The organism is Methanofollis liminatans DSM 4140, from assembly GCF_000275865.1.
In the GTDB taxonomy this organism is placed as follows: domain Archaea; phylum Halobacteriota; class Methanomicrobia; order Methanomicrobiales; family Methanofollaceae; genus Methanofollis; species Methanofollis liminatans.
This window is the reverse complement of record NZ_CM001555.1, coordinates 1,713,085-1,734,476: the sequence shown is the minus strand read 5'-3', so window position 1 is coordinate 1,734,476 and position 21,392 is coordinate 1,713,085. Positions and strand designations below refer to the sequence as shown.

Annotated in this window: 18 protein-coding genes, 2 tRNA genes and 1 rRNA gene; 14 read left to right on the top strand and 7 right to left on the bottom strand. The window is 60.1% G+C overall.

The features are described 5' to 3' along the window. Positions 1-2: 2 nt before the first annotated feature. Together METLI_RS08550 and METLI_RS08545 are read right to left on the bottom strand one after the other, a co-directional pair. Complete coding sequence (locus METLI_RS08550) at positions 3-1,307, bottom strand: amidohydrolase (RefSeq protein WP_004039485.1); 1,305 nt, start codon at positions 1,305-1,307, stop codon at positions 3-5. A 9-nt stretch (positions 1,308-1,316) separates the two neighbouring features. Continuing rightward, positions 1,317-1,988 (bottom strand): MTAP family purine nucleoside phosphorylase, encoded by a 672-nt coding sequence (locus METLI_RS08545; RefSeq protein WP_004039484.1) that lies wholly within the window; start codon positions 1,986-1,988, stop codon positions 1,317-1,319. A 116-nt stretch (positions 1,989-2,104) separates the two neighbouring features. On the opposite strand from METLI_RS08545, the gene METLI_RS08540 reads away from it, so the two are divergent. The 5 genes from METLI_RS08540 to METLI_RS08520 all read left to right on the top strand — a co-directional run bounded on the left by METLI_RS08540 (position 2,105) and on the right by METLI_RS08520 (position 6,979). Continuing rightward, entirely contained in the window at positions 2,105-3,214 is a 1,110-nt protein-coding gene (locus METLI_RS08540) for a nicotinate phosphoribosyltransferase (RefSeq protein ID WP_004039483.1), read from the top strand. 85 nt (positions 3,215-3,299) lie between these two features. After that, positions 3,300-3,371 (top strand) — tRNA-Ala (locus METLI_RS08535). Between the two features lie 287 nt (positions 3,372-3,658). Beyond that, positions 3,659-4,936 (top strand): response regulator, encoded by a 1,278-nt coding sequence (locus METLI_RS12470; protein ID WP_169313809.1) that lies wholly within the window; start codon positions 3,659-3,661, stop codon positions 4,934-4,936. Between the two features lie 209 nt (positions 4,937-5,145). Then, entirely contained in the window at positions 5,146-5,793 is a 648-nt protein-coding gene (locus METLI_RS08525) for a DUF47 domain-containing protein (protein WP_004039481.1), read from the top strand. Between the two features lie 4 nt (positions 5,794-5,797). Then, a complete protein-coding gene (locus METLI_RS08520; protein ID WP_004039480.1) occupies positions 5,798-6,979 on the top strand; it encodes an inorganic phosphate transporter in 1,182 nt (393 codons plus the stop codon). Here the strand turns inward: METLI_RS08520 and nth are convergent. From nth to pyrH, 3 genes are all read right to left on the bottom strand, one after another. Next, complete coding sequence (nth, locus tag METLI_RS08515; protein WP_004039479.1) at positions 6,943-7,599, bottom strand: endonuclease III; 657 nt, start codon at positions 7,597-7,599, stop codon at positions 6,943-6,945. The two genes, METLI_RS08520 and nth, sit on opposite strands and share 37 nt — an antisense overlap. A gap of 5 nt (positions 7,600-7,604) precedes the next feature. Then, a tRNA-Pro gene (locus METLI_RS08510) sits at positions 7,605-7,679 on the bottom strand. 55 nt (positions 7,680-7,734) lie between these two features. Beyond that, positions 7,735-8,439 carry a UMP kinase gene (gene pyrH / locus METLI_RS08505; protein WP_004039476.1) on the bottom strand — a complete coding sequence of 235 codons (705 nt, stop codon included), beginning with the start codon at positions 8,437-8,439 and terminating at the stop codon, positions 7,735-7,737. Positions 8,440-8,541: 102 nt separating this feature from the next. On the opposite strand from pyrH, the gene amrS reads away from it, so the two are divergent. Together amrS and METLI_RS08495 are read left to right on the top strand one after the other, a co-directional pair. Beyond that, positions 8,542-9,552, top strand: coding sequence for an AmmeMemoRadiSam system radical SAM enzyme (gene amrS / locus METLI_RS08500; protein ID WP_004039474.1), 1,011 nt, complete (start codon positions 8,542-8,544; stop codon positions 9,550-9,552). Further along, entirely contained in the window at positions 9,536-10,039 is a 504-nt protein-coding gene (locus METLI_RS08495; protein WP_245529348.1) for a Mut7-C RNAse domain-containing protein, read from the top strand. Before amrS ends, METLI_RS08495 begins: the two co-directional genes overlap by 17 nt. Here the strand turns inward: METLI_RS08495 and METLI_RS08490 are convergent. Beyond that, a complete protein-coding gene (locus tag METLI_RS08490; protein ID WP_004039470.1) occupies positions 10,026-10,448 on the bottom strand; it encodes a hypothetical protein in 423 nt (140 codons plus the stop codon). The two genes, METLI_RS08495 and METLI_RS08490, sit on opposite strands and share 14 nt — an antisense overlap. Before the next feature lie 40 nt (positions 10,449-10,488). Further along, on the bottom strand, positions 10,489-11,163 hold the full coding sequence (locus METLI_RS08485) for a flavodoxin family protein (RefSeq protein ID WP_004039468.1): 675 nt from the start codon (positions 11,161-11,163) through the stop codon (positions 10,489-10,491). 391 nt (positions 11,164-11,554) lie between these two features. Between METLI_RS08485 and METLI_RS12805 the strand changes: the two genes are divergently transcribed. The 7 genes from METLI_RS12805 to METLI_RS08455 all read left to right on the top strand — a co-directional run bounded on the left by METLI_RS12805 (position 11,555) and on the right by METLI_RS08455 (position 21,325). Then, the gene (locus tag METLI_RS12805) at positions 11,555-11,737 is read left to right on the top strand and encodes a CxxC-x17-CxxC domain-containing protein (protein WP_083838699.1); all 183 of its coding nucleotides are present in this window, start codon (positions 11,555-11,557) and stop codon (positions 11,735-11,737) included. Between the two features lie 910 nt (positions 11,738-12,647). Further along, the gene (gene mcrB, locus METLI_RS08480) at positions 12,648-13,970 is read left to right on the top strand and encodes a coenzyme-B sulfoethylthiotransferase subunit beta (protein WP_004039463.1); all 1,323 of its coding nucleotides are present in this window, start codon (positions 12,648-12,650) and stop codon (positions 13,968-13,970) included. Next, positions 13,963-14,490, top strand: coding sequence for a methyl-coenzyme M reductase operon protein D (gene mcrD, locus METLI_RS08475; protein ID WP_004039459.1), 528 nt, complete (start codon positions 13,963-13,965; stop codon positions 14,488-14,490). Before mcrB ends, mcrD begins: the two co-directional genes overlap by 8 nt. Before the next feature lie 9 nt (positions 14,491-14,499). Continuing rightward, on the top strand, positions 14,500-15,264 hold the full coding sequence (gene mcrG, locus METLI_RS08470) for a coenzyme-B sulfoethylthiotransferase subunit gamma (protein WP_004039458.1): 765 nt from the start codon (positions 14,500-14,502) through the stop codon (positions 15,262-15,264). Between the two features lie 5 nt (positions 15,265-15,269). Next, entirely contained in the window at positions 15,270-16,976 is a 1,707-nt protein-coding gene (gene mcrA / locus METLI_RS08465) for a coenzyme-B sulfoethylthiotransferase subunit alpha (protein WP_004039455.1), read from the top strand. 355 nt (positions 16,977-17,331) lie between these two features. Continuing rightward, positions 17,332-18,513, top strand: a complete 1,182-nt coding sequence (locus METLI_RS08460; protein WP_217178670.1) for an RNA-guided endonuclease TnpB family protein — start codon at positions 17,332-17,334, stop codon at positions 18,511-18,513. A gap of 1,344 nt (positions 18,514-19,857) precedes the next feature. Then, positions 19,858-21,325: ribosomal RNA gene (locus METLI_RS08455) — 16S ribosomal RNA — on the top strand. Positions 21,326-21,392 lie beyond the last annotated feature (67 nt).

The following is a 21,392-nucleotide window of genomic DNA, read 5'->3' as shown; positions in this document are numbered from 1 at the left end:
AGTTATTCTTCGGTCCTGGCTTCGGCGGCGCGGGTGAGGAGGTTTGTTGCCGCCGCCCGCGCTCCCTCAAGGATCTCTTCCTCGCCCGGGACGACGCGGTCCTGCATGAGCACGCGCCCCTGGCAGAGCACCGTCGTCACGGCCGATCCGTTGCAGGAGTAGACGGCGTTCGAGACCGGGTTGTGGAGCGGGGTGTTGCAGATGGCGTTGCGGTCCAGGAGGACGATGTCTGCCGCCGCCCCTTTTTCAAGCCGGCCGCCGTCGAAGCCCATCGCTGCCGCACCGTTTGCCGTCGCCATCGCCAGCACCTGCTCGGCGGGCAGGAGGGTCTGCGAGTTCCAGAAGAACTTCTGGAGGAGGGCGGCGAACTTCATCTCCTCGAACATGTCCTGGTTGTTGTTGGAGGCGCAGCCGTCGGTGCCCAGGCAGACTCCGGCGCCGGCGTCCTTCAGCCAGGCATAGGGCATCGCCCGGTGCACGGCGAGCTTCATGTTGGAGGTCGGGTTGTGCGAGGCATAGGCCCCGCGGTCGCCGAGCAGGGTGCAGTCGGCGGTGTCCAGCCAGCAGCAGTGGGCGGCGACGGTCCGCGGGTTGATGCAGCCGCACTTGTCCAGCAGTGCCGGCGGGCGCATCCCGGTCTTTTCGACGCATTCTTTGACCTCCTGATCGGTCTCGGAGAGGTGGACGTGGATGCCGATGTTCTGCTGGCGCGAGAACTCGGCGCACCAGCGCAGTCCTTCAGGCGAGACCGTATAGACGGCGTGCGGGCCGACCGCCGCCCGGATCCTGGGATTTCTCCTGTTCTTTATCGCGGCGACGGTCTTTTCCGTTGCTTTGATCTCCTTCTCCCGCTTCTCCTCGTCGAAGAGGTCGATAAAGCCGTAGGCGAGCTGCGCCTTCATGCCCATCTCGTCGACGGCCCGCGCCGCATCCTCCATGAAGAAGTACATGTCGTTGAAGGCGACCGTCCCCGAGCGGATCATCTCGAGGCACGCGAGTTTTGTCCCCCAGTAGACGTCTTCCCCGGTCAGGTGCGCCTCAAGGGGCCATATCTTCGTGGAGAGCCAGTCCTGGAGGGGCATGTCGTCGGCGTAGCCGCGCAAAAGCGTCATTGCGGCGTGGGTGTGGGTGTTGTACAGCCCGGGAAGGGCGACGGCGCCGCGCCCCTCGATGACGACTGCCGCTTCCCCGCCGGCATCGGCACCGATCGCGGCGATACGGCCGCCTTCGACCCTGATGTTCACCCGCGCTCTTCCGACCTCAACATCCCTGATGAGGAGGCTTTCACCCTGCTGTATTTCCTTCATAGATGGTCCTTATCCCATTTCTTCGATGACCGATTCGACGATATTCTCTGTTCTCTGCGCAAATTTCTTCGAGGTGGCGAGGATGTGCTCGTAGGTGAGCACCTCTTCGGAGAGGCCGTTTGCATAGTTGTCCACGGTGCAGACGGCGGCGACCGGGATGCCGAGTTCCCGGGCGAGCGTCGCCTCTGAGGCGACGGTCATCCCGACGACGTCGGCAACCTTCGCGAGGCCGCGCACCTCGGCGACCGTCTCGATCCGCGGCCCGCGCGTCTGCGCATAGGTGCCGCCGACCATGGCCCCGGGGAGCGCCGCGGAGAGATGCCTGATCATCCCGTCGTCGAGCGCCGGCATCACATGCTCGATGGCGTGGTCGTGGAAGGACGGGATGTCGGTGAGGCTGAGGTAGTCGGTCGGGACGATCACCGTGCCCGGCGGGATCGCCGTTTTCAACGAACCGACCGAGCCGAAGGTGACGATCCGGTCCACCCCGCAGAGGGCGAGGGCGGCCATCTGGGCCCGGTAGTTGATCCGGTGCGGTGGCATCCCGAACTGGTGGCGCAGCACGATGGCAATCTCTCCGGCCATCACCTCGGCCGGGCCATAGGGCGTTGCGACCGTTCGTTTCTCGAGTGCCGGGAGGGTGCAGTAGAGGAGGCTGGTCCCGCCGATGATCCCGAGCATCACCGGCACCTCCTGCTCTCGATGTGCCTGCCTGCCATCAGGAATGGTTGGGTGCCTGAGAGTAAAAGCACTCCTTTTTCCCCTGGGTCGTCTCAATACGAGGGTTGAGGAGTCCTATGAGCCGGTTCCATATCGTAAACGACGATACGATCGCCCGCGGCGGGTGCACGGACATCTATTTCGCCCGCTGCGAGGAGGTCCTTGAGAAGGAGGGGAAAAATCCCCGCGTCACCGTTGAGGTGACGACGACCGGCGTCCCGGGTGGCCGCGGGATCTTCTGCGGCCTGGACAACACCCTGGCCCTGCTGGAGGGGCTGCCGGTGGACGTCGATGCGATGCCTGAGGGGAGCGCCTTTTACCCGCGCGAGCCGGTGATGCGGATCGCCGGGCGCTACCGGGACTTCGGGCGGTTCGAGACCGCCCTCCTCGGTTTTCTCTGCCATGCCTCGGGCGTCGCCACCGCCGCCGCCCGGATCAAAGGCGCGGCCGGCGGGCGGCAGGTCTACTCCTTCGGTTCAAGGCGGCAGCACCCGGCGATCGCCCCGATGATCGAGCGGGCGGCATGGATCGGGGGCGTGGACGGCGTCTCGAACACCACGGCCCCGCCCGGCATCCCGGTGGTCGGGACGATGCCGCATGCCTATGTGATGTGCCATGCCTCGCCCGAGGAGGCGTGGACTGCCTTTGACCGTCATATGCCGCCGGGTGTGCCGCGCCTGATGCTCTGTGACACGTTCGGCGACGAGAAGGAGGAGTGCCTGAAGGCGGCCGAGACCGGGGCGGCGACCGCCGTCCGCCTGGACACGCCGCGGTCGCGGCGGGGGGATATGCGCGCCATCCTCGAAGAGGTGCGCTGGGAACTCGACACCCACGGCCACGGCGACGTCGGGATCTTCCTTTCCGGCGGGATCACCGAGGAGGATGTCCTCGCGTACCGGGATATCGTCACCGCCTTCGGTGTCGGCGGCGCCATCGCCAACGCTCCGGTGATCGATTTCTCTCTCGATATCGTCGAGATCGAAGGGCGGGCCTGCGCGAAGCGCGGCAAGTGGAGCGGGACAAAGCAGGTGTGGGAGCGCCCTGACGGTTCCCATACGATCCTGCCCGTATCTGTACCCGGGCCTGCGGAAGCGGCCCCGATGCTCGTCCCGCAGGTCAGGGCGGGGACGATCGTCGGCGACACCGGCATGGGGGCGGCCCGGGCGCGTGTGCTCGCGCTCCTCTGACCGTACATGCCCTTTTTGACCCCTCTGTGGGGTGGGTGAACCCAATCCTTTTATTAGATGGAATTCAACATTGTAGGGTAGCAGCGGGCCGATAGATCAGGGGAAGATCGCTTCCTTGGCATGGAAGAGGCCGCGGGTTCAATTCCCGCTCGGTCCACTCGTTTTTGCGAACATTTTTTTTCATGATCATTTTTCCGTACCGGCCGGTTTCCGTCTGTTCCGGGGTTCTGAAACAACGCTCGTGCCGCGGATGTCCACCCCATAATGCGCCCTCCCTCCCGCGGCATCGCCGGGCACCGGGAAAAAACGTGGTTTCGCCTGTCTTTTCCCTCTGTCGCCGGCAACACCGTGGCAGCAGAGGTAAATCGCCCCGCTGCGAATTAAATGAAGAGCTTGAAATACTACGCTCACCATAACATTCCTCCGCTGGAGGTTCCCTTCATTTTGCTATCGGTATTGTATGTCGACGACGAACCATCACTGCTGGAGATCGCATCGATCTATCTTGCGGAAACCTATCCCGACATCGTCTGCGAGACCGCAATTTCAGCGCATATCGCCCTCGATCTGGTCCGGGAGAAGCACTTCGACGCTATCGTCTCTGATTACCAGATGCCGGGTATGGACGGGATCGCCTTCCTGAACGCGCTGCGGGATGCGGGGGACACCACGCCCTTCATCATCTTCACCGGGAGGGGCAGGGAGGAGATCGTCATTCAGGCGATCAACTCCGGGGCCGACTATTATATCCAGAAGGGGGGCGAGATCTGCGCCCAGTACGCCGAGCTGGAGCATGCGATCAGAACAGCGGTAGAACGAAAACAAACGGCCGAAGCCCTGAAAAGCAAGCACGAGCAACTCACGCTGATCATCGAAAAAATACCTGCGCTGTTGTCCTATGTCGGTTCTGATCTGCGGTGCCTGTTTGTGAACCGGAAGTTTGCCGAATGGTATGGCCTCTCCGAAGAGGAGTGCATCGGCAAGGATCTCAGGGAGATCATCTCTGAACGCGTCTACCAGGGCCTCAGAGAACGGCTGGCCGGGATTTCCTGCAATACCGATCTCACCTACGAAGAGATTGCCGAACCGAAAAACGGGCAGCCACGCTACTTCAGGGTTTCCGTGATCCCGCATTGCTGTGATGGGTGCACGGTCGGGGCTTTCCTCATCGTGGCCGAGGAGATCACCGATCTGAAACGATCCGAGGCGCTCGTTGAAATCCGGGCACGCCAGCAGGCTGCCGTCGCCGAACTCGGGCGGATGGCCCTGACCGGCGTCGATGTCCAGACTCTTCTGGAGGCGGCGGTTGCCCGGGTTGCCGATGCATTGGGGGTCGAATACGCCAAGGTGCTGGAGCTCGCGCCTGACGGTCGGTCCTTTCTTCTCCGCGCCGGTGTCGGCTGGCGCCCCGGTCTGGTGGGGTGCGCCGCGGTCGATGCCGATGTCAGGTCGCAGGCCGGCTACACGCTTCTCTTCAGCGGCCCGGTGGTCGTCGAGGATCTGCGCACCGAGAAACGGTTTTTCGGCCCGCCTCTCCTCTTCGATCACGGTGTGGTCAGTGGGATGAGCGTCATCATCGGTGGCAGGGGGCGGCCGTTCGGCGTGCTGGGGGCGCACACCGGAGATAAACGCCTCTTCACCGAGGACGACGTCCACTTTCTCCAGGGTGTCGCCCACATCCTTGCCGCCGCCGTTATTCACAGCCAGGAGAGGAAGGGCTGAGTGCGCCCCTCCCTCCCTGTCCTGGTGTGCGAGGCTCTCATGCCCGTTCAGTGTCCGAATATTCGGGAAAGACCTGGTTCCCCGAATAAATGGTGCTGATTTGCGGCTTTGAAACGAAAATATGCTTCCAAATGGCCGATACGGCCTCTGCCCCACCCGGGCGGTGCGCACCGGGAATGTGACAGAGGTTTTTTGCCCGGTGGCGACCGATGAATCTTGGGTGTATTGTGGGCCTGAAAGAATGGATTGTGCCGCAGGATAAGGCATTTTTTGACCTCTTCGAACAGATGGCCGATACGGTGAACGAGGGCGCCGTTTTTCTCAACGTTATCATCAACAATTATGTCGACGTTCAGAACCAGTGCCACAAGATGAAGCAGATCGAGCACCAGGGGGATCTGATCGCGCATCAGGTGTACGAGCAGTTGAACCGGACGTTCATCACCCCGCTCGAGCCCGAGGAGATCTCGAGGCTTGCCACGGCGCTTGACGACATCCTGGACTATATCGACGGCACGACCCAGCAGATGTACGGCTACGGCGTAACCGAGACCGACGATTTCATGAAAGAGCTTGCGCGGCTCATTCTCCTCTCGACCCAGGAGGTCCAGACGGCGGTGCGCCTGATCCGCAAACTCGACGACCCCCGCGCCGTGGAGCAGCACTGCATCGAGATAAACCGGCTTGAAAACCTCGCCGATGTCGTGCTCGGCAACGCCATCAAGAGCCTCTTCGCCACCAACGATGCCATTACGATCATCAAACTCAAGGACATCTACGAGAACCTTGAGGTGGCCACCGACAAGTGCGAGGACGTAGCGAACGTGCTGTCAGACATTGCGATCCGGCATTCGTGAGAGCATGGAAATCATCATCATCCTCGGTATCGCTCTGGCCCTGTTGTTCAATTTTGTCAACGGCCTCAACGACGCCGCAAACTCCATTGCAACGGTGATCGCCACCAAGGTGCTCTCGCCGTTCAAGGCCGTCCTCCTCGCCTCTTTTTTCAATCTCATCGGTCCTCTCCTCTTCACGACGGCGATCGCCAAGACGATCGGGCGCGGCCTTGTCGACCCCGGTATCCTCACGCCGATGCTTATTCTCATGGCCCTGATCGGGGCGGTGCTCTGGGTGTTCTTCTGCTCGTACTTCGGGATACCGGTCTCCAGCAGCCACGCCCTCATCGGCGGCCTTATCGGGGCGGCGACCGCCCGGGCCGGCATCGGATCGATCCTCTGGCCCTCAGGGGTGCTGGTGGTCGAACTCGTCCTGATGCTCCTGATCGGGGCGGCTGGCGGGATCGCCGTCGCAATATATCTCTCGAAGACGCACGGCGAACACTGGGCGCGGTATATTCCCATCGGGGCGCTCTCCGGGATCACCGTCCTGATCCCGATCCTGGTCGCCTCCCGCCTTCTCCCGGTATCAGGCATCCTGGGTGTCATCGTCTTTATGGTCGTCTCACCGATGCTCGGGTTTATGGTCGCCTATGGTTTCGGCATTGTCATTATGCGGCTTTTTTCTCACTCGAACTCCCCCCTGCTCAATCACGGTTTCAAGAAACTGCAGATCGTGGCGGCCGCCTTTCAGTCGATCGGGCACGGGAGCAATGACGCCCAGAACGCCATGGGTATTATCACGGCGATGCTGGTTGCGGCCGGGATCCTGACCGAATTCACCGTTCCTCTCTGGGTGATCCTCCTCTCCTGTGCTGCAATGTCCCTTGGAACCCTGCTTGGGGGGTGGCGGGTCGTCGATATGATGGCGAACAAGATCACAAAAATGCAGCCGTATCAGGGCTTTTGCGCCTCAAGTGCCGGCGGTGCGGTGCTCTCGGTCGTGACCGCCTTTGGTGTTCCTGTCTCGACCACCCATGCGATGAGCGGGGCGATCATGGGGGTCGGGGCGACCAAGGGCTATTCGGCGGTGAAGTGGGGGATTGTGCGTGACATCGTCGCCGCATGGGTGATGACCGTCCCGGCCTCGGCGGCGGTCGCATGGGGCTGCTATGTCCTTGTCACGATCTTCTTCCCCTCACTATAATACCGGCACCAGGGCGTGAGCATGCAGGCGGCGCAGCGCGGCCGCCCGGCGATGCAGACCGCCCGGCCGTGCTGGACGAGGAGGGCGTTGATTTGCCCCCAGACCTCCTGCGGGAAGAGCGCCTTTAAGTCGGATTCGATTTTTACGGGGTCGGTCTCGTCGGTCAGCCCGAGCAGGCCGGCGATCCGTTTCACGTGCGTGTCGACGGCGATCCCTTCGTCGATCCCGAAGGCATTCGAGAGCACGATGTTCGCCGTCTTTCTCCCGACGCCGGGGAGGCCGGTCAGGGCCTCCATGGTGCGGGGGACCGATCCGCCATGCTCCTCCTGGATCCTGCGGGCGGTGCCGATGATATGGCGCGCCTTCACCCGGTAAAATCCGGTCGGTTTTATGATCTCGCCGACCTCCTCCTCGTCAGCCGCTGCAAGGGCGGCCGGCGTCGGATAGCGTGAAAACAGGATCGGCCGCACGGCCTCGACGGCGCGGTCGGTGGTCTGTGCCGAGAGTATGGTGAGGATCAGCACCTCGAAGGGATCGCCGTAACTGATGCCGCCAGGAATGGTGTCAGGATAGTGCCGGAGCAGTGCCCGGTAGATTGCGCAGGGGGTTGCAACGTCCATAAAAGTGGGGTAGGGCAGATTCGAACTGCCGTCAAAGCGTCCCAAACGCTCTAGGATGGACCAGGCTACCCTACTACCCCGCAGCCCCTATACTTTCTGTGGTCTGTCCTAAAATAATTATGGTGTTTTTTTGTTTTAGAGAGGGAGGGGGGTGCATTTACCGTCGCTGACGATGGTTCCGGTGAACGTCCCCTCGCATACCGCCGCGGTGAGATTTTCAGGTTTTCTGCCGTCGATGACGAGGAGCGGGATGCCGCTGCGCTCGACCACTTTTGCGGCCACGATATCGATGACCGTGTTGGACCCGGCGTCGAGGCGAGCGCCCGAGATGATGCCCAGGAGTTCCTGCGGGGTCATCCTCTCATAGCGCCGCGCCGTCCGGTCGGTCTTCGGGTCGGCGCTGTAGATGCCGTCGACCGAGGTGCCGTTGATGATCAGGTCGGCGCCGACGCTCTCGGCGAGCACCGCCGATACGGCGTCGGTCGTCTGCCCGGGGGTGACGCCGCCCATGACGACGATCTTGCCCGACTCGCCGTACTCCCGCGCCTGCTGGTACGAGGTGGCGATGCTGGGGTATGCGGCATTGCCAAGGGCATAGCAGAGGAGGGAGGCGTTGATCCTGGTGATCATGATCCCGATCTCGTCGGAGGCCGCCTCGTTGATCCCGAGCGAGCGGGCGACGCCGATATACCGCCGGGCCTCGCCGCCGCCGCCGACGACGACGAACACCTGCCCCCGCCTGGCCATCTGTTTCAAAACCTCTGCATACTCAGGGATTGTGTGGGATTCAAGGGCCGGTACGAGTATTGAGCCGCCCAGAGAGAGTACGATCTTTTTCATGCTGATCCAACCTTATCCGTTTGATAATGACCCACATATATCTTGTTGATACCTGCCGTCGATGCCCATACCTTTAACCTCTTCCCTGCCCCAGGCAGGCATATGCATGAGGCGCACCAGTATGAGCGTATCGGGGACGGTACGGTGCGGTGCTCGCTCTGTGCCCACCGCTGCACGATCGCCGATGGAAAACACGGGATCTGCGGTGTGCGCATCAACCGCGGCGGCACCCTGTACGCCGCCACCTTCGGAAGGGTCGTTTCCGAGGCGGTGGACCCCATCGAGAAAAAACCGCTCTTTCATTTCCTTCCCGGGACGCTCTCCTACTCGCTCGGGAGCGTGGGCTGCAATTTCCGGTGCCAGCACTGCCAGAACTGGGAGATATCGCAGGCCGGCCTCGAAGACCTGCCGCTGATGGCGATCAGCCCTGAGGAAGGGGTGGAACGGGCGCTCGCATCCGGGTCGGCCAGCATCGCATGGACCTACAACGAACCGACGATCTGGCACGAGTACCCCCTCGAGATGGGGGCGCTCGCCAGGGAGCGGGGGCTCCAGACCGTCTATGTGACGAACGGGTATATCACCGAGGAGGCGCTTGCTGAACTCGCTCCCATGCTCGGCGCCTTCCGGGTGGACCTCAAGGCGTTCTCCGACGACTTTTACCGGAAGGTGTGCAGGGCCAGGCTTCAACCGGTGCTCGACGCCACGGTCGCCGCGCACGAGCACGGGATGCATATCGAGACGGTCACCCTGGTGATCCCTGGCCTCAACGACTCGATGGAGGAGATGGAGGCGCTGATCAGGTGGGTGATCGAGAACCTCGGCCCGGAGACGCCGATGCACTTCACCCGCTTCCACCCGGACTACCATATGCGGGACCGGGAGCCGACGCCGTTCGCCCTCCTCGAGCGGATCTACCGCCGGGCGCGCGAACTCGGCGCGCACTACCCCTATCTCGGCAACGTCCCGCCGGGGCCGTATGAGAACACCCTCTGTCCGTCCTGCGGGTCGCTTCTGATCGAGCGCTCCGGGTTCATGAGCAGGACGGTCGGGCTCTCGAAGGATCGATGCGGCTCCTGCGGGGAGAGGATACCCGGTGTCTTCCCGGCCTGAGGGTCGTGCGCGATTTGTCGCCGACCGGATGCTCGGGACCCTGACGCGGTACCTCAGGCTGATGGGCTACGACACCCTCAGTGCGAACGCTCTCTCTCCTGGAAACCCGCGCGAGGATACGGTCCTCCTCTCGATCGCCGCTTCTGACGGGCGCCTCCTCTTAACCCGCGACGCCGAACTGGCGCGGCGGGGCGGAGAGCGTGCGATCTATCTCTCTTCGGAGGATCTGACCGAACAGGTGCGCCATCTTGCGGCGATCGGGCTTGTCGTGCCGTCTCTGCGGTTCGATCGCTGCTCCCTCTGCAATACGCCTCTTCGGCCGGCGAAAAAACGGGAGGTCGAGGGTGCGGATTATGCGCCGAAAGAGCGGCAGGGGCTCTCGTTTTACTGGTGTCCCCTCTGCCGCCGGCTCTACTGGGAGGGCTCGCACACGCGGCGCATCCGCCGGCAGATCCGGGATGCCGTCCCTGACCTCAGGGCTGATTGAAGATCACGCCGGTCTCGACCCGGTAGGTCCGCGCCGGGTCGGCGTTGCTGAGGGTGATATCAAAGATCTTTGTATCTCCGGGCATGAACCGTTCGATATACTGGTTTTTCGTGTCTGTGATCCTGTTCGCCTCCTCGTCGATGAGGGTGACTGTGATCACGACGCCCCGGCCCTCGATCGCTCCCTGGTTCTCCGCCTCGATCCGGGCGGTGAAGACGAAGGGTCGGTCAGGGCTGTAGCGGGGGGTGAGGGACGCAACCGTGACGACAATATCGGGTTCCTCGCCGCCTGCCGGTCCCGGGGTGGCCGCGGTCGTCGGTGCCGGCGACTCTTCGGGCGGCGGGGCTGAGCACCCGGCCGCACAGGCGGCGGTCAGAACCAGGAGGAGGAGTATGGCTATGCTGCGCATACATCCTTTTCATATTTGGGGTATATGAACGATATGATTTTTATTTCTGTGCCAGTGCACTCCAGTAATCATATTCGTGCTTCCAACGCTCTTTGTTTGCGGTGACGAGTGCCTTCATCCTCTCCGCCATCTCCGCGTGGAACGTCCCCTGGTCCGGGTACGCCCTCCCCTCCGCGATCGCTGCGGCGAGGTCCTGCCCGAGCCTGAATGCCTGCGCCTCCGCAGTAAAGAGTGCTTCAGCGTCGGCGCCGATATCGACGGCGACGGTGCCGACCGTGTCGGCCCCGAGCACCCTGAGCACGCCGTTGAGGTAGTTCGCCACATCGCCTGCGCCCGATCCGCCTGCGGTCGAGACTGCGCAGCCATATTTTCCGACGAACCGCTGGCAGTGGATTACATCTGCCATCCTGTCCAGCAGCACCTTCAGCTGCGCTGTCACGTTGTTGATGTAATTCGGCGAGCCCAGGACGATCCCGTCGGCCGCGATCATTTTGCCGAGGGTCTCTTTATAGTCGTCCTTCTTCGGGCACTCGCCCTGGTCGTAACAGAGCGTGCACCCCGTGCAGAACCTGATGTCGAGGGCCGCGGCGTCGATCCGCTCCACGCTGGCCCCGGCCTCCTGTGCTCCCCTGAGGACGGCGTCCAGAAGCGTGCCTGTCCTGCTCTCCCGCCCGCGCGGGCTTCCGTTGATCCCGACGATCTTCATCTCAATCATGGGGGATGGCGCGGCCTGCCATTTTACATTTTTGCTCCCTGGTGATTCCGCCCATGGGGAGAGGGTCGAAAACCCCGGGGGGGATGCCAGGGGAAGGGAGGGGACGCATCTGTCTATAAAAACCATTTTCCGGGTTTTGTTGCCGTGGTGAACGGTCTGGTAGCCCTTTTTGTGGTATGCCGGTGTTCCTGCAATCGCCCGTGCATGCCTGGCTCCAGGGGGTACGGTCGGGAGAACTGCCAGGTCTGATCTGCATCATTATACCCTGTTCTGGATTTTATGCCTGAACTGTGCGGATCTGCTGCGATTCCGGATATTTTGGTGTCATGCATGAGTATTTATACTGAGGGGACAAATGGTTGTTGCAGCATCCCACTGCATAGGTAGCGTAATGTACGGCAACAGATTTGGTGGCCAGAGGGGTGGAGACAACTTCTCCCGCGGCCCCCGCGATATGCACAAGGCAGTCTGTTCTGACTGCGGTAAAGAATGTGAAGTGCCCTTCCAGCCGACTGAGGGGAGACCTGTCTACTGCCGGGAGTGCCTTCCCAAGCATAGGAAACCCAGGTACTAATTTTTTTTCTTTTGTGATGCCCGAAGCCGGGCTTATTCTGTCTGTTCGATTCTTCGAGTATGTGCGTACGGCAATTTTTCCGGTTCTTCTCTGTTTCCCGTGGGTTATTCCCGGCGCCGGCATCTCTTCACGCGAAGAAATAAGGCCCGGATCGAGTCCGGGGTGACTGTGTAGAATTCTCGCCTGGAGCGTGGGCCTCCCCCGAAAACCCCCGTTATCGCCCAGCTCCGCTCCCCCGCATCTATCGCGGCCTTTCATGCACGATCATCTCCATCATCCGGATGTGCCGGGTGGATCGTCAGGTGGGGGTATCGGGGCCGCCCATACACAATACCGGCGTCATTTTTTCTCAAGTCTCTTCGAATCATCCGTGGTCTCCCTGCGTGTACGCTCCTCTGGGGCCTTTTTCCGCGCTGTTCCTTTATATCTGTGTTTTATGCGCGGCAAAAAGGTTATTAGTCGTGATTCAGACCTTTTAGTGCTATCAGAGCAGATGTTGATTCTTGTTCTGGCTAATGTCCTCTATCCGTGGGTTTCGGAGGTCTGTTTTTTTATCTATGTTATTGTTACTTGATGTGATTCTTAATACAATATTTATGATTAAATATGTATTAAAAACGGGCTTATATCTGATTTTTCGATAGATTTTAGTAATAATCGCTCTTTATCTATATTAGGGCCTATAATTGCCATATTTCAATATTATTTTTTTATAATTAACGATTATAATTTAGCATGAACTGTTAAAATATCCAATTTACTTAGGAAATTTTATATGTGGCTTCCTGAAAACATCTAATGTCCCAATTCGGGGCTTGCAGGTAGTACGCTCCGGGATTTGTTCCGGTTAGCCGGCCTGAATCCTATGGGAACGTTTCTTCCTGCGCAAAGGGTAAAAGGATGAACTGATATGGCAGCATATTCAGAAACAATCGATCTCTATTCAGATGATGGGAAGCTGCTGAAAAGCGGCGTCACCCTCGATAAGATCAGCCCGCTGGTGAACCCCGCGACCAGCAAGATCATCGACCTGACGAAGAGAACGATTAATGTAAACCTCGGGGGCATTCAGAATGCTCTCAAGACCGGAAAGCTTGGAAAGGGCAAGAGCAAGATCCGGGGCCGTGAACTCGACCTCGCCATCATGGAGAACAAGGACGCCATCGTCGCCAGGATCAAGGAGATGGTGCAGGTCGAGGAGGGTGACGACACCGAGATCCTCGAGTTCAACAATGGTCAGCTCCTGCTCGTCCAGGTTCCAAAGAAGCGCCTGATGAACGCCGCCACCTACGACGCGGCAATCACCGCCGTCGCCTCGGCGACCACCTATGCGATCGTTGACCAGTTCAACATCGACGCCTTCAACGCATCGACCGTCAAGGCCGCATGCTGGGGCGGCTACCCGCACACCATGGACATGGAAGGCGCGCTCGTCTCCTCTATCCTGTCCATCCCGCAGAACAACGAAGGTATCGGCTTTGCCCTGCGCAACGTCCCGGTCAACCACGTTGTCATGATGACCGGCAGGAACTCCCTCCAGGGCGTCGCTCTCGCCTCGACCCTCGAGACCGCCGGTGAGTTCGAGATGGGCGCCGCCATCGGTGCCTTCGAGCGCTACCAGCTCCTCTCCTACGCCTACCAGGGCCTCAACGCCAACAACATGGTCTACGACCTTGTCAAGGCAAACGGCGAGACCGGCACCGTCGGTACCGTCGTCCAGTCCCTGGTCGAGCGTGCGATCGAGGACAAGGTCATCCTGCCCGGCAAGAAGGGCGGCTACTTCCAGTTCTACGACACCAAGGACCCGATGCTCTGGAACGCCTATGTTGCAGCCGGCTCCCTCGCCGCCACCATCGTCAACTGTGGTGCCGGCCGGTTCGCCCAGGCCGTCTCCTCGACCCTGCTGTACTTCAACGACCTCATTGAGCACGAGACCGGCCTGCCCTCCTGCGACTTCGGCCGCATGATGGGTACCGCCGTCGGTTTCTCGTTCTTCAGCCACTCCATCTACGGTGGCGGCGGTCCGGGTATCTTCAACGGCAACCACGTCGTGACCAGGCACGCCAACGGCGTCGCCATTCCGTGTGTGGTCGCCGCCTGCGCCCTCGATGCCGGCACCCAGATGTTCACGCCCGAAGGCACCTCCAAGGTGATGGGCGAGACCTACGGCAAGATCGATGTGTTCAACAAGCCGATGGACCAGATCGCCAAGGGCGTTGATCTTATTGCCTGATTCAGCCTTCCCCCAGTGCAGGATCGTTCCCCTGAGGCTTCTCTCGCCCACAACGGCAGAGCAGCTTCTCACCCGGATTGCAGGGATCCCGGGAGTCCGGCGGATCGTGCTCAACGGTCCCGGCCTCCCGGCCACCGTCCCGTACGGCCCGGCGAGAGGCTCGGCCAACCCCAATACCAACAGGCGAACGATTCAGGTCTGCGGTGCCGCATTCGAGATGAAGATCCAGACCGGGACGGTCACCCTCGAAGTCGAGGACGAAGAGGCGATCGGGGCGGTGAAGGCGCTCTGCGACGAGTTCTTCACCATGATGCCCTATCGCCTCCAGACCGGCCGGTTCATGAAGAGCAGTCCCACCATGGTGGACTATGCACGCTATGGGCCCAATGCCGATGAGCGTGTCATCGGGCTCTCCGATCCACGGAAACGGGACGGACTGATCATCATCCCGGCAGCGCAGAGCGGGGGAAGTCTGTCTGACAATATGCAGATGGAAAATACACCAGATTCAATCAATTGAGGTGACAAAATGGCATACACACCACAGTATGGTCCGGGTACCTCTGTCGTTGCCCAGAACAGGCGCAACCAGATGAACCCCACCTATGAACTCTCGAAACTTCGTTCAGTTACCGACGAGGACGTCGTCCTGGTTCTCGGCCACCGCGCTCCCGGCGCGGCCTACCCGACCGCCCACCCGCCCCTTGCCGAGCAGCAGGAGCCAGCAGACCCGATGCGCAAGCTGGTCAAGCCCACCGAGGGCGCAAAGGCCGGCGACCGCGTCCGCTACATCCAGTTCGCTGACTCGATGTTCAACGCCCCGTCCCAGCCGTACCAGCGCACCTACATGGAGTGCTACCGGTTCCGCGGCATCGACCCCGGCACCCTCTCTGGCCGCCAGATCGTCGAGTGCCGCGAGCGCGACCTCGACATGTACTCCAAGAACCTCATCGAGACCGAGGTCTTCGACCCGGCGACCGTCTCCTGCCGTGGTGCGACTGTGCACGGTCACTCCCTCCGTCTTGCAGAGGACGGCATGATGTTCGACGCTCTCCAGCGCTGTGTGCTCGGTGAGGACGGCATCGTCCGCTACGTCAAGGATCAGATCGGCGTTCCCCTCGACCGCCCGGTCGAGGTCGGCAAGCCCATGGATGCAGCGTGGCTCAAGGAGCACAGCACGATCTTCCACTCCCTTGCAGGGACCGCACTCCGTGAAGATCCGGAATACATCGAGTACCTCCAGCGGATCCACTCGCTGAGGACCAAATACGGCTTTATGCCGAAGGAGGAGTGAATACAATGGCAAAGATTGAGAGATCCCAGAAGCTTTTCCTGAAAGCGCTCAAGGAGAAGTTCCAGGGGCAGGACGTCCAGTCCGAGAAGACCGAGTTCTACAAGTTTGGCGGCGTCCGCCAGTCCCAGAGAAAACTTGAGTTCATGAAGGAGTCCCGCTCCATCGAGATGCAGCGCGGCATCTCCATGTATGACCCCGAGCGCTGCCACCTTGGCGGCATCCCGATGGGCCAGCGCCAGCTGATGACCTACGAGGTCTCCGGCACCGGCGTCTTTGTCGAGGGCGACGACCTGCACTTCGTCAACAACTCCGCGATGCAGCAGATGTGGGACGAGATCCGCCGGACCGTCATCGTCGGCATGGATATGGCCCACGCCACCCTGCAGAAGCGTCTGGGCAAGGAAGTCACCCCTGAGACGATCAACGAGTACCTGCACATCCTCAACCACGCCATGCCCGGCGGTGCGGTCGTTCAGGAGCACATGGTCGAGACCCACCCGGCGCTCACCGACGACTGCTACGTGAAGGTCTTCACCGGCGACGACGAACTCGCCGACGAGATCGACGCCCAGTACCTGATCAACATCGAGAAGCTCTTCCCGAAGAAGCAGGCCGAGGAGCTCAAGGCCGAGGTCGGCAAGTCGATGTTCCAGGCAATCCACATCCCGTCCATCGTCTCCCGCACCTGCGACGGCGGTACTACCTCCCGGTGGTCTGCGATGCAGATCGGTATGTCCTTCATCGCCGCGTACCGCATGTGCGCCGGTGAGGCGGCAGTCGCTGACCTCTCCTACGCTGCAAAGCACGCCGGCGTCATCCAGATGGGTTCCATTCTCCCGGCCCGCCGTGCACGCGGCCCGAACGAGCCCGGTGGCATCAAGTTCGGCCACTTCTCCGACATGATCCAGGCCGACCGCAAGTACCCCAACGACCCCGCAAAGGCGTCCCTTGAGGTCGTCGGTGCAGGCACGATGCTCTTCGACCAGATCTGGCTCGGGTCCTACATGTCCGGCGGTGTCGGTTTCACCCAGTATGCGACCGCCGCGTACACCGACAACATCCTCGACGAGTTCACCTACTACGGCATGGACTACATCAAGGACAAGTACAAGGTCGACTGGCGGAACCCGTCCGCGGCAGACCGCGTCAAGCCGACCCAGGACATCGTCAACGACATCGCCACCGAAGTCACGGTGAATGCGATGGAGCAGTACGAGCAGTACCCGACGATGATGGAGGACCACTTCGGCGGTTCCCAGCGTGCCGGTGTCATGGCCGCTGCCTCCGGTCTGTCCACCGCCATTGCCACCGGCAACTCCAACGCCGGTCTCAACGGCTGGTACCTCTCCATGATCATCCACAAGGACGCATGGAGCCGCCTCGGCTTCTTCGGCTACGACCTGCAGGACCAGTGCGGTTCGGCAAACTCCCTCTCCATGGAGCCCGACCGCGGTCTGATGGGCGAGCTGCGTGGTCCGAACTACCCGAACTACGCAATGAACGTCGGTCACCAGGGCGAGTACGCCGCTATCGTCGGCAGCTCCCACTATGGCCGCGGCGATGCGTTCTGCCTCGAGCCCCTGATCAAGATCACCTTCGCGGACCCCTCGCTGAAGTTCGACTTCGCCGAACCCAGGCGCGAGTTCGCAAAGGGCGCGATCAGAGAGTTCATGCCGGCAGGCGAGCGCTCCCTGATCATCCCGGCCCGGTAAGGCAACCCTGCCTTACTTTTTTGCACGTCTCTCTGATATGCGCTGTACCAGTGAACGGTCTGCAGGTCCGGTTTTCTGTATGGATGCGCCATTCATGCAGGTCGGTTTGTACTCCTTTTCACCTGGATAATTTCACCTCAATACTTTTTTTCTGCCGGCGCTTTCTGCACTGTCCGGGCATTTCACCGTAATCTCCCGCCTGTGTCGGTCTCTTCTGATTGCGTCCCTGTGCCCATGGCCGCGAGCGTCGTCGCTATCGCCCTGCCGGATGGATTCAACTAATTCCGCAAGGAGGCCCCGGACTTCAGGCCGGGGAGGAATTGCGGCTCACCAGCACAACTCTAAATACTGTTGAGTGAAATGGACCTCTGTGCTCGCCACAAAGACGATCATCCTCAAGATGGACTGTCCTGACCCCGATCTTCTCGACCGGACGGTACGGACGTACACCGAGGGAATGAACTACGTCTCTGCGGTCGTGTACAACCTCGGGAAACCAAAGGGTTCTGCCGCCCTCCAGAAGGATGTCTATCCTACCCTCCGGGAGCAGATCGGGCTTAAGTCCCAGATGTCCTGCAATGTCGTCCGGCAGGTTGCCGGAACGTACCGGACACTTCAGGTACAGGTTAGAGCGAAAAAGACAGAGTGGCAACAGATCACGTACGCTCCCACCTCCATGACCTTCTCCTTCGGGAGAGACTTCTCGCTTGACGGAGACGAGATCGGACTTACAACCCTTGAAGGCCGGAGAAAGTATCGGTTCTTCCGCTATCCCCACATGGAGCAGTATCTCGACGGGTCATGGAAATTTGGAGCGTCGAAACTGGTGAAGCACCAGGATGGCAGATACTACTTCCATCTCTGTTGCGAGAGGGAGACAGAGACCCGTGAGGTCACGAAGTCTTCTACCTTCATGGGTGTGGATCTCGGCCAGAACTTCCTTGCGGTTGCTTCGACGACCGACAAAAAGTGTCGGTTCTTCTGTGGCGGGAAAGCGAAGGATCTCCGAAATGTCTATTCTACCATGCGGAAACGTTTACAGTCTAAGGGCACCCGGTCGGCAAAGAGGATGCTGAAGCATCTCTCTGGCCGGGAGAGACGGCTGATGACTGATATGAACCACCGCGTCTCGAAGGAGATCGTTTCTTTTGCCGTTCAGAAAAACGTGGATGTGATCGGGCTGGAGGATCTCTCCGGGATCAGAGATCGGACAAAGATCTCAAAGGTGCGGCGATACACCCATCATTCATGGGCGTTCTTTGAACTCCAGACCTTCATCGAGTACAAGGCGCGAGAGAAGGGTATATCGACGATCTATCTCGATCCGGCATACGCCTCCCAGACCTGCCCTCGATGCAACCATATCAGCAAGAACAATCGGAATGGACGGTCGTTTGTCTGCGAATGTTGTGGACATTCGCTTCATGCCGATCTTATCGGTGCTCAAAACATCGAGTCCAGAGCACGCACCTATAGGTATACCTTAGAGGTGCAGGGGTGCAGTCAGCCACCCATACGAGAACTATTGACAAGATAGAGTCTCAAGCCCCGGCCTTCAGGCCGGGGTAGTTGACACATCCGCGGGTTCTGCCGGAGTGACCTCCCTGTGGGATCGTCAGGGGACTGGCCGGTCTCTGCGGCGCCCTATCGTTCGCCTGCCGGTCGGCTCAGGGGGTCTTTCTGGCAAACGTCGCCGTCACCCTACCGGAGATCTCTTTTGCGGTCTCTGCGCTCCTGCCGCCGTTCCATCTCTGATTTTTTCTCACCTGGCCGGTCTGGTGATGGCCGTCTGGCGGGCCTCTATGGGGGTTGATGCGCGCTTTGTCTCCTGGTGCGGGTGATCCTGCGGGGGCCGGTGTCGTGCAGAGGGGTGAGTCTCCTCTCTTTGATTTTTCTCTGCGCTTTTCCGGAGCGCTCATGGGCGGGGTGGCGACTCCTGTGCGCCTGTGCAGTGCTGTATTTCGTGTTTTTTTCCTGTCAGGCCGGCTCTGTGACCGCATCCGGGGGCGCATGGGCCGGTCGGGTGGTGGTGCGTCTCCTGTTCTCCGGTCCTCGTGATGAAAGGGTATATATGTGTCAATGCCAGATTCTATTGGCACGCAACGGCGGCAGGGCCGGTCCTGAACCGATCGGTCTTGAGATGTTTCATCGTGATCTGTCTCTTCCTTTAACGTCCCCTCCGGGGGTCGACTGCGAAGATATATATCGTGAAAAGAACAACATTGTTGCCTTGCACTATGCGGGTCCGACGACGCCGGCGAGACCGGAATCGGACCTGAGATTTCAGAGGGAACATACGGGTGATGCCTTTCTTTAACGTCCCCTTCGGGGGTCGACTGCGAAGGTATATATCCTGCACCGTCCAAGATGGTTACCTCACACAGTCAGCAACGGTCCTGACGGATATTCTTCTGCGCCTTCCGGGGTGCGAAGGTATATATCCTGACGTGCCCTATGTTGTTGGCACACGAGTGACTGACTGCCGAGCGCGCCGGCGAGACCGGCATCGGCAGGGGGCGGTGTGTACCGGGGCGAAATCCCCGCAGCCGACCGAGGCTGCAAGGGTTTATATCCTCGGAGCACAAATATCGTTCCCTCACGGGATGGCTGCATCCGGCGTCAAAATCGCCGGGTGCAGGGCGCTGCGAAGGGTTAATAACCTCGGGCGTGCAATACTGTAATCCCACGAAATCACTCGGAAGCGACGCATGCGTTCGCTTCCACACAAGGGACGCAGAGGTTGTTCTGCGTTTTGATGGAGAATCAAAATCACCGAGATGGTCGGTGTTGATTCTGACGTTGGCATTGGCAATGCGGAAATCTGTTTAGTAACCGCTAATTCCTTTAGTTAAAACACAACTGATAGTGTGCCTACTTCAAAATTCTGGTTGATCCTGCCAGAGGTCACTGCTATCGGGGTTCGATTAAGCCATGCGAGTCGAGAGGGGTCAAGCCCTCGGCATACTGCTCAGTAACACGTGGACAACCTGCCCTGTGGTGAGGGATAACTCCGGGAAACTGGAGATAATACCTCATAGTTTACCATCGCTGGAATGCCTGGTAAGCGAAAGGTCCGCCGCCACAGGATGGGTCTGCGGCCGATTAGGTAGTTGTTGGGGTAACGGCCCAACAAGCCTGTAATCGGTACGGGTTGTGGGAGCAAGAGCCCGGAGATGGATTCTGAGACACGAATCCAGGCCCTACGGGGCGCAGCAGGCGCGAAAACTTTACAATGCAGGCAACTGTGATAAGGGAACCCCGAGTGCCCGTATGGACGGGCTGTTCAGGTGCTTAAAAACCACCTGGAGAAAGGGCCGGGCAAGACCGGTGCCAGCCGCCGCGGTAATACCGGCGGCTCGAGTGGTGGCCACTATTACTGGGCTTAAAGCGTCCGTAGCTTGGTCGTTAAGCCTCTGGGGAAATCTTCCGGCTTAACCGGAAGGCGTCTCAGGGGAACTGGCGACCTAGGGATCGGGAGAGGTGAGAGGTACTCTGGGGGTAGGAGTGAAATCCTGTAATCCTCAGGGGACCACCTGTGGCGAAGGCGTCTCACCAGAACGACTCCGACAGTGAGGGACGAAAGCTGGGGGAGCAAACCGGATTAGATACCCGGGTAGTCCCAGCCGTAAACGATGCGCGTTAGGTGTATCGGTGACCACGAGTTACCGAGGTGCCGAAGGGAAACCGTGAAACGCGCCGCCTGGGAAGTACGGTCGCAAGGCTGAAACTTAAAGGAATTGGCGGGGGAGCACCACAACGGGTGGAGCCTGCGGTTTAATTGGACTCAACGCCGGACAGCTCACCGGGTAGGACAGCGATATGATAGTCGGGCTGAAGACTCTACTTGATCAGCTGAGAGGAGGTGCATGGCCGTCGTCAGTTCGTACTGTGAAGCATCCTGTTAAGTCAGGCAACGAGCGAGACCCACGCCAACAGTTGCCAGCACAGTCTCCGGACTGGTGGGGACACTGTTGGGACCGCCTCTGCTAAAGAGGAGGAAGAAATGGGCAACGGTAGGTCAGCATGCCCCGAATTACCCGGGCTACACGCGGGCTACAATGGACAGGACAATGGGTATCGACACCGAAAGGTGAAGGCAATCTCCTAAACCTGCCCTTAGTTCGGATTGCGGGCTGCAACTCGCCCGCATGAAGCTGGAATCCGTAGTAATCGCGTTTCAAAATAGCGCGGTGAATCTGTCCCTGCTCCTTGCACACACCGCCCGTCAAACCACCCGAGTGAGGTTTGGATGAGGCTGCGGTTGTTGCCGTAGTCGAATCTAGGTTTCGCAAGGGGGGTTAAGTCGTAACAAGGTAGCCGTAGGGGAATCTGCGGCTGGATCACCTCCTAATGAACTCTAGGGGATTGATGCGGTTACTGAACAGACCGTAAAGTTGCCAATGCCAGCCAAGGGAA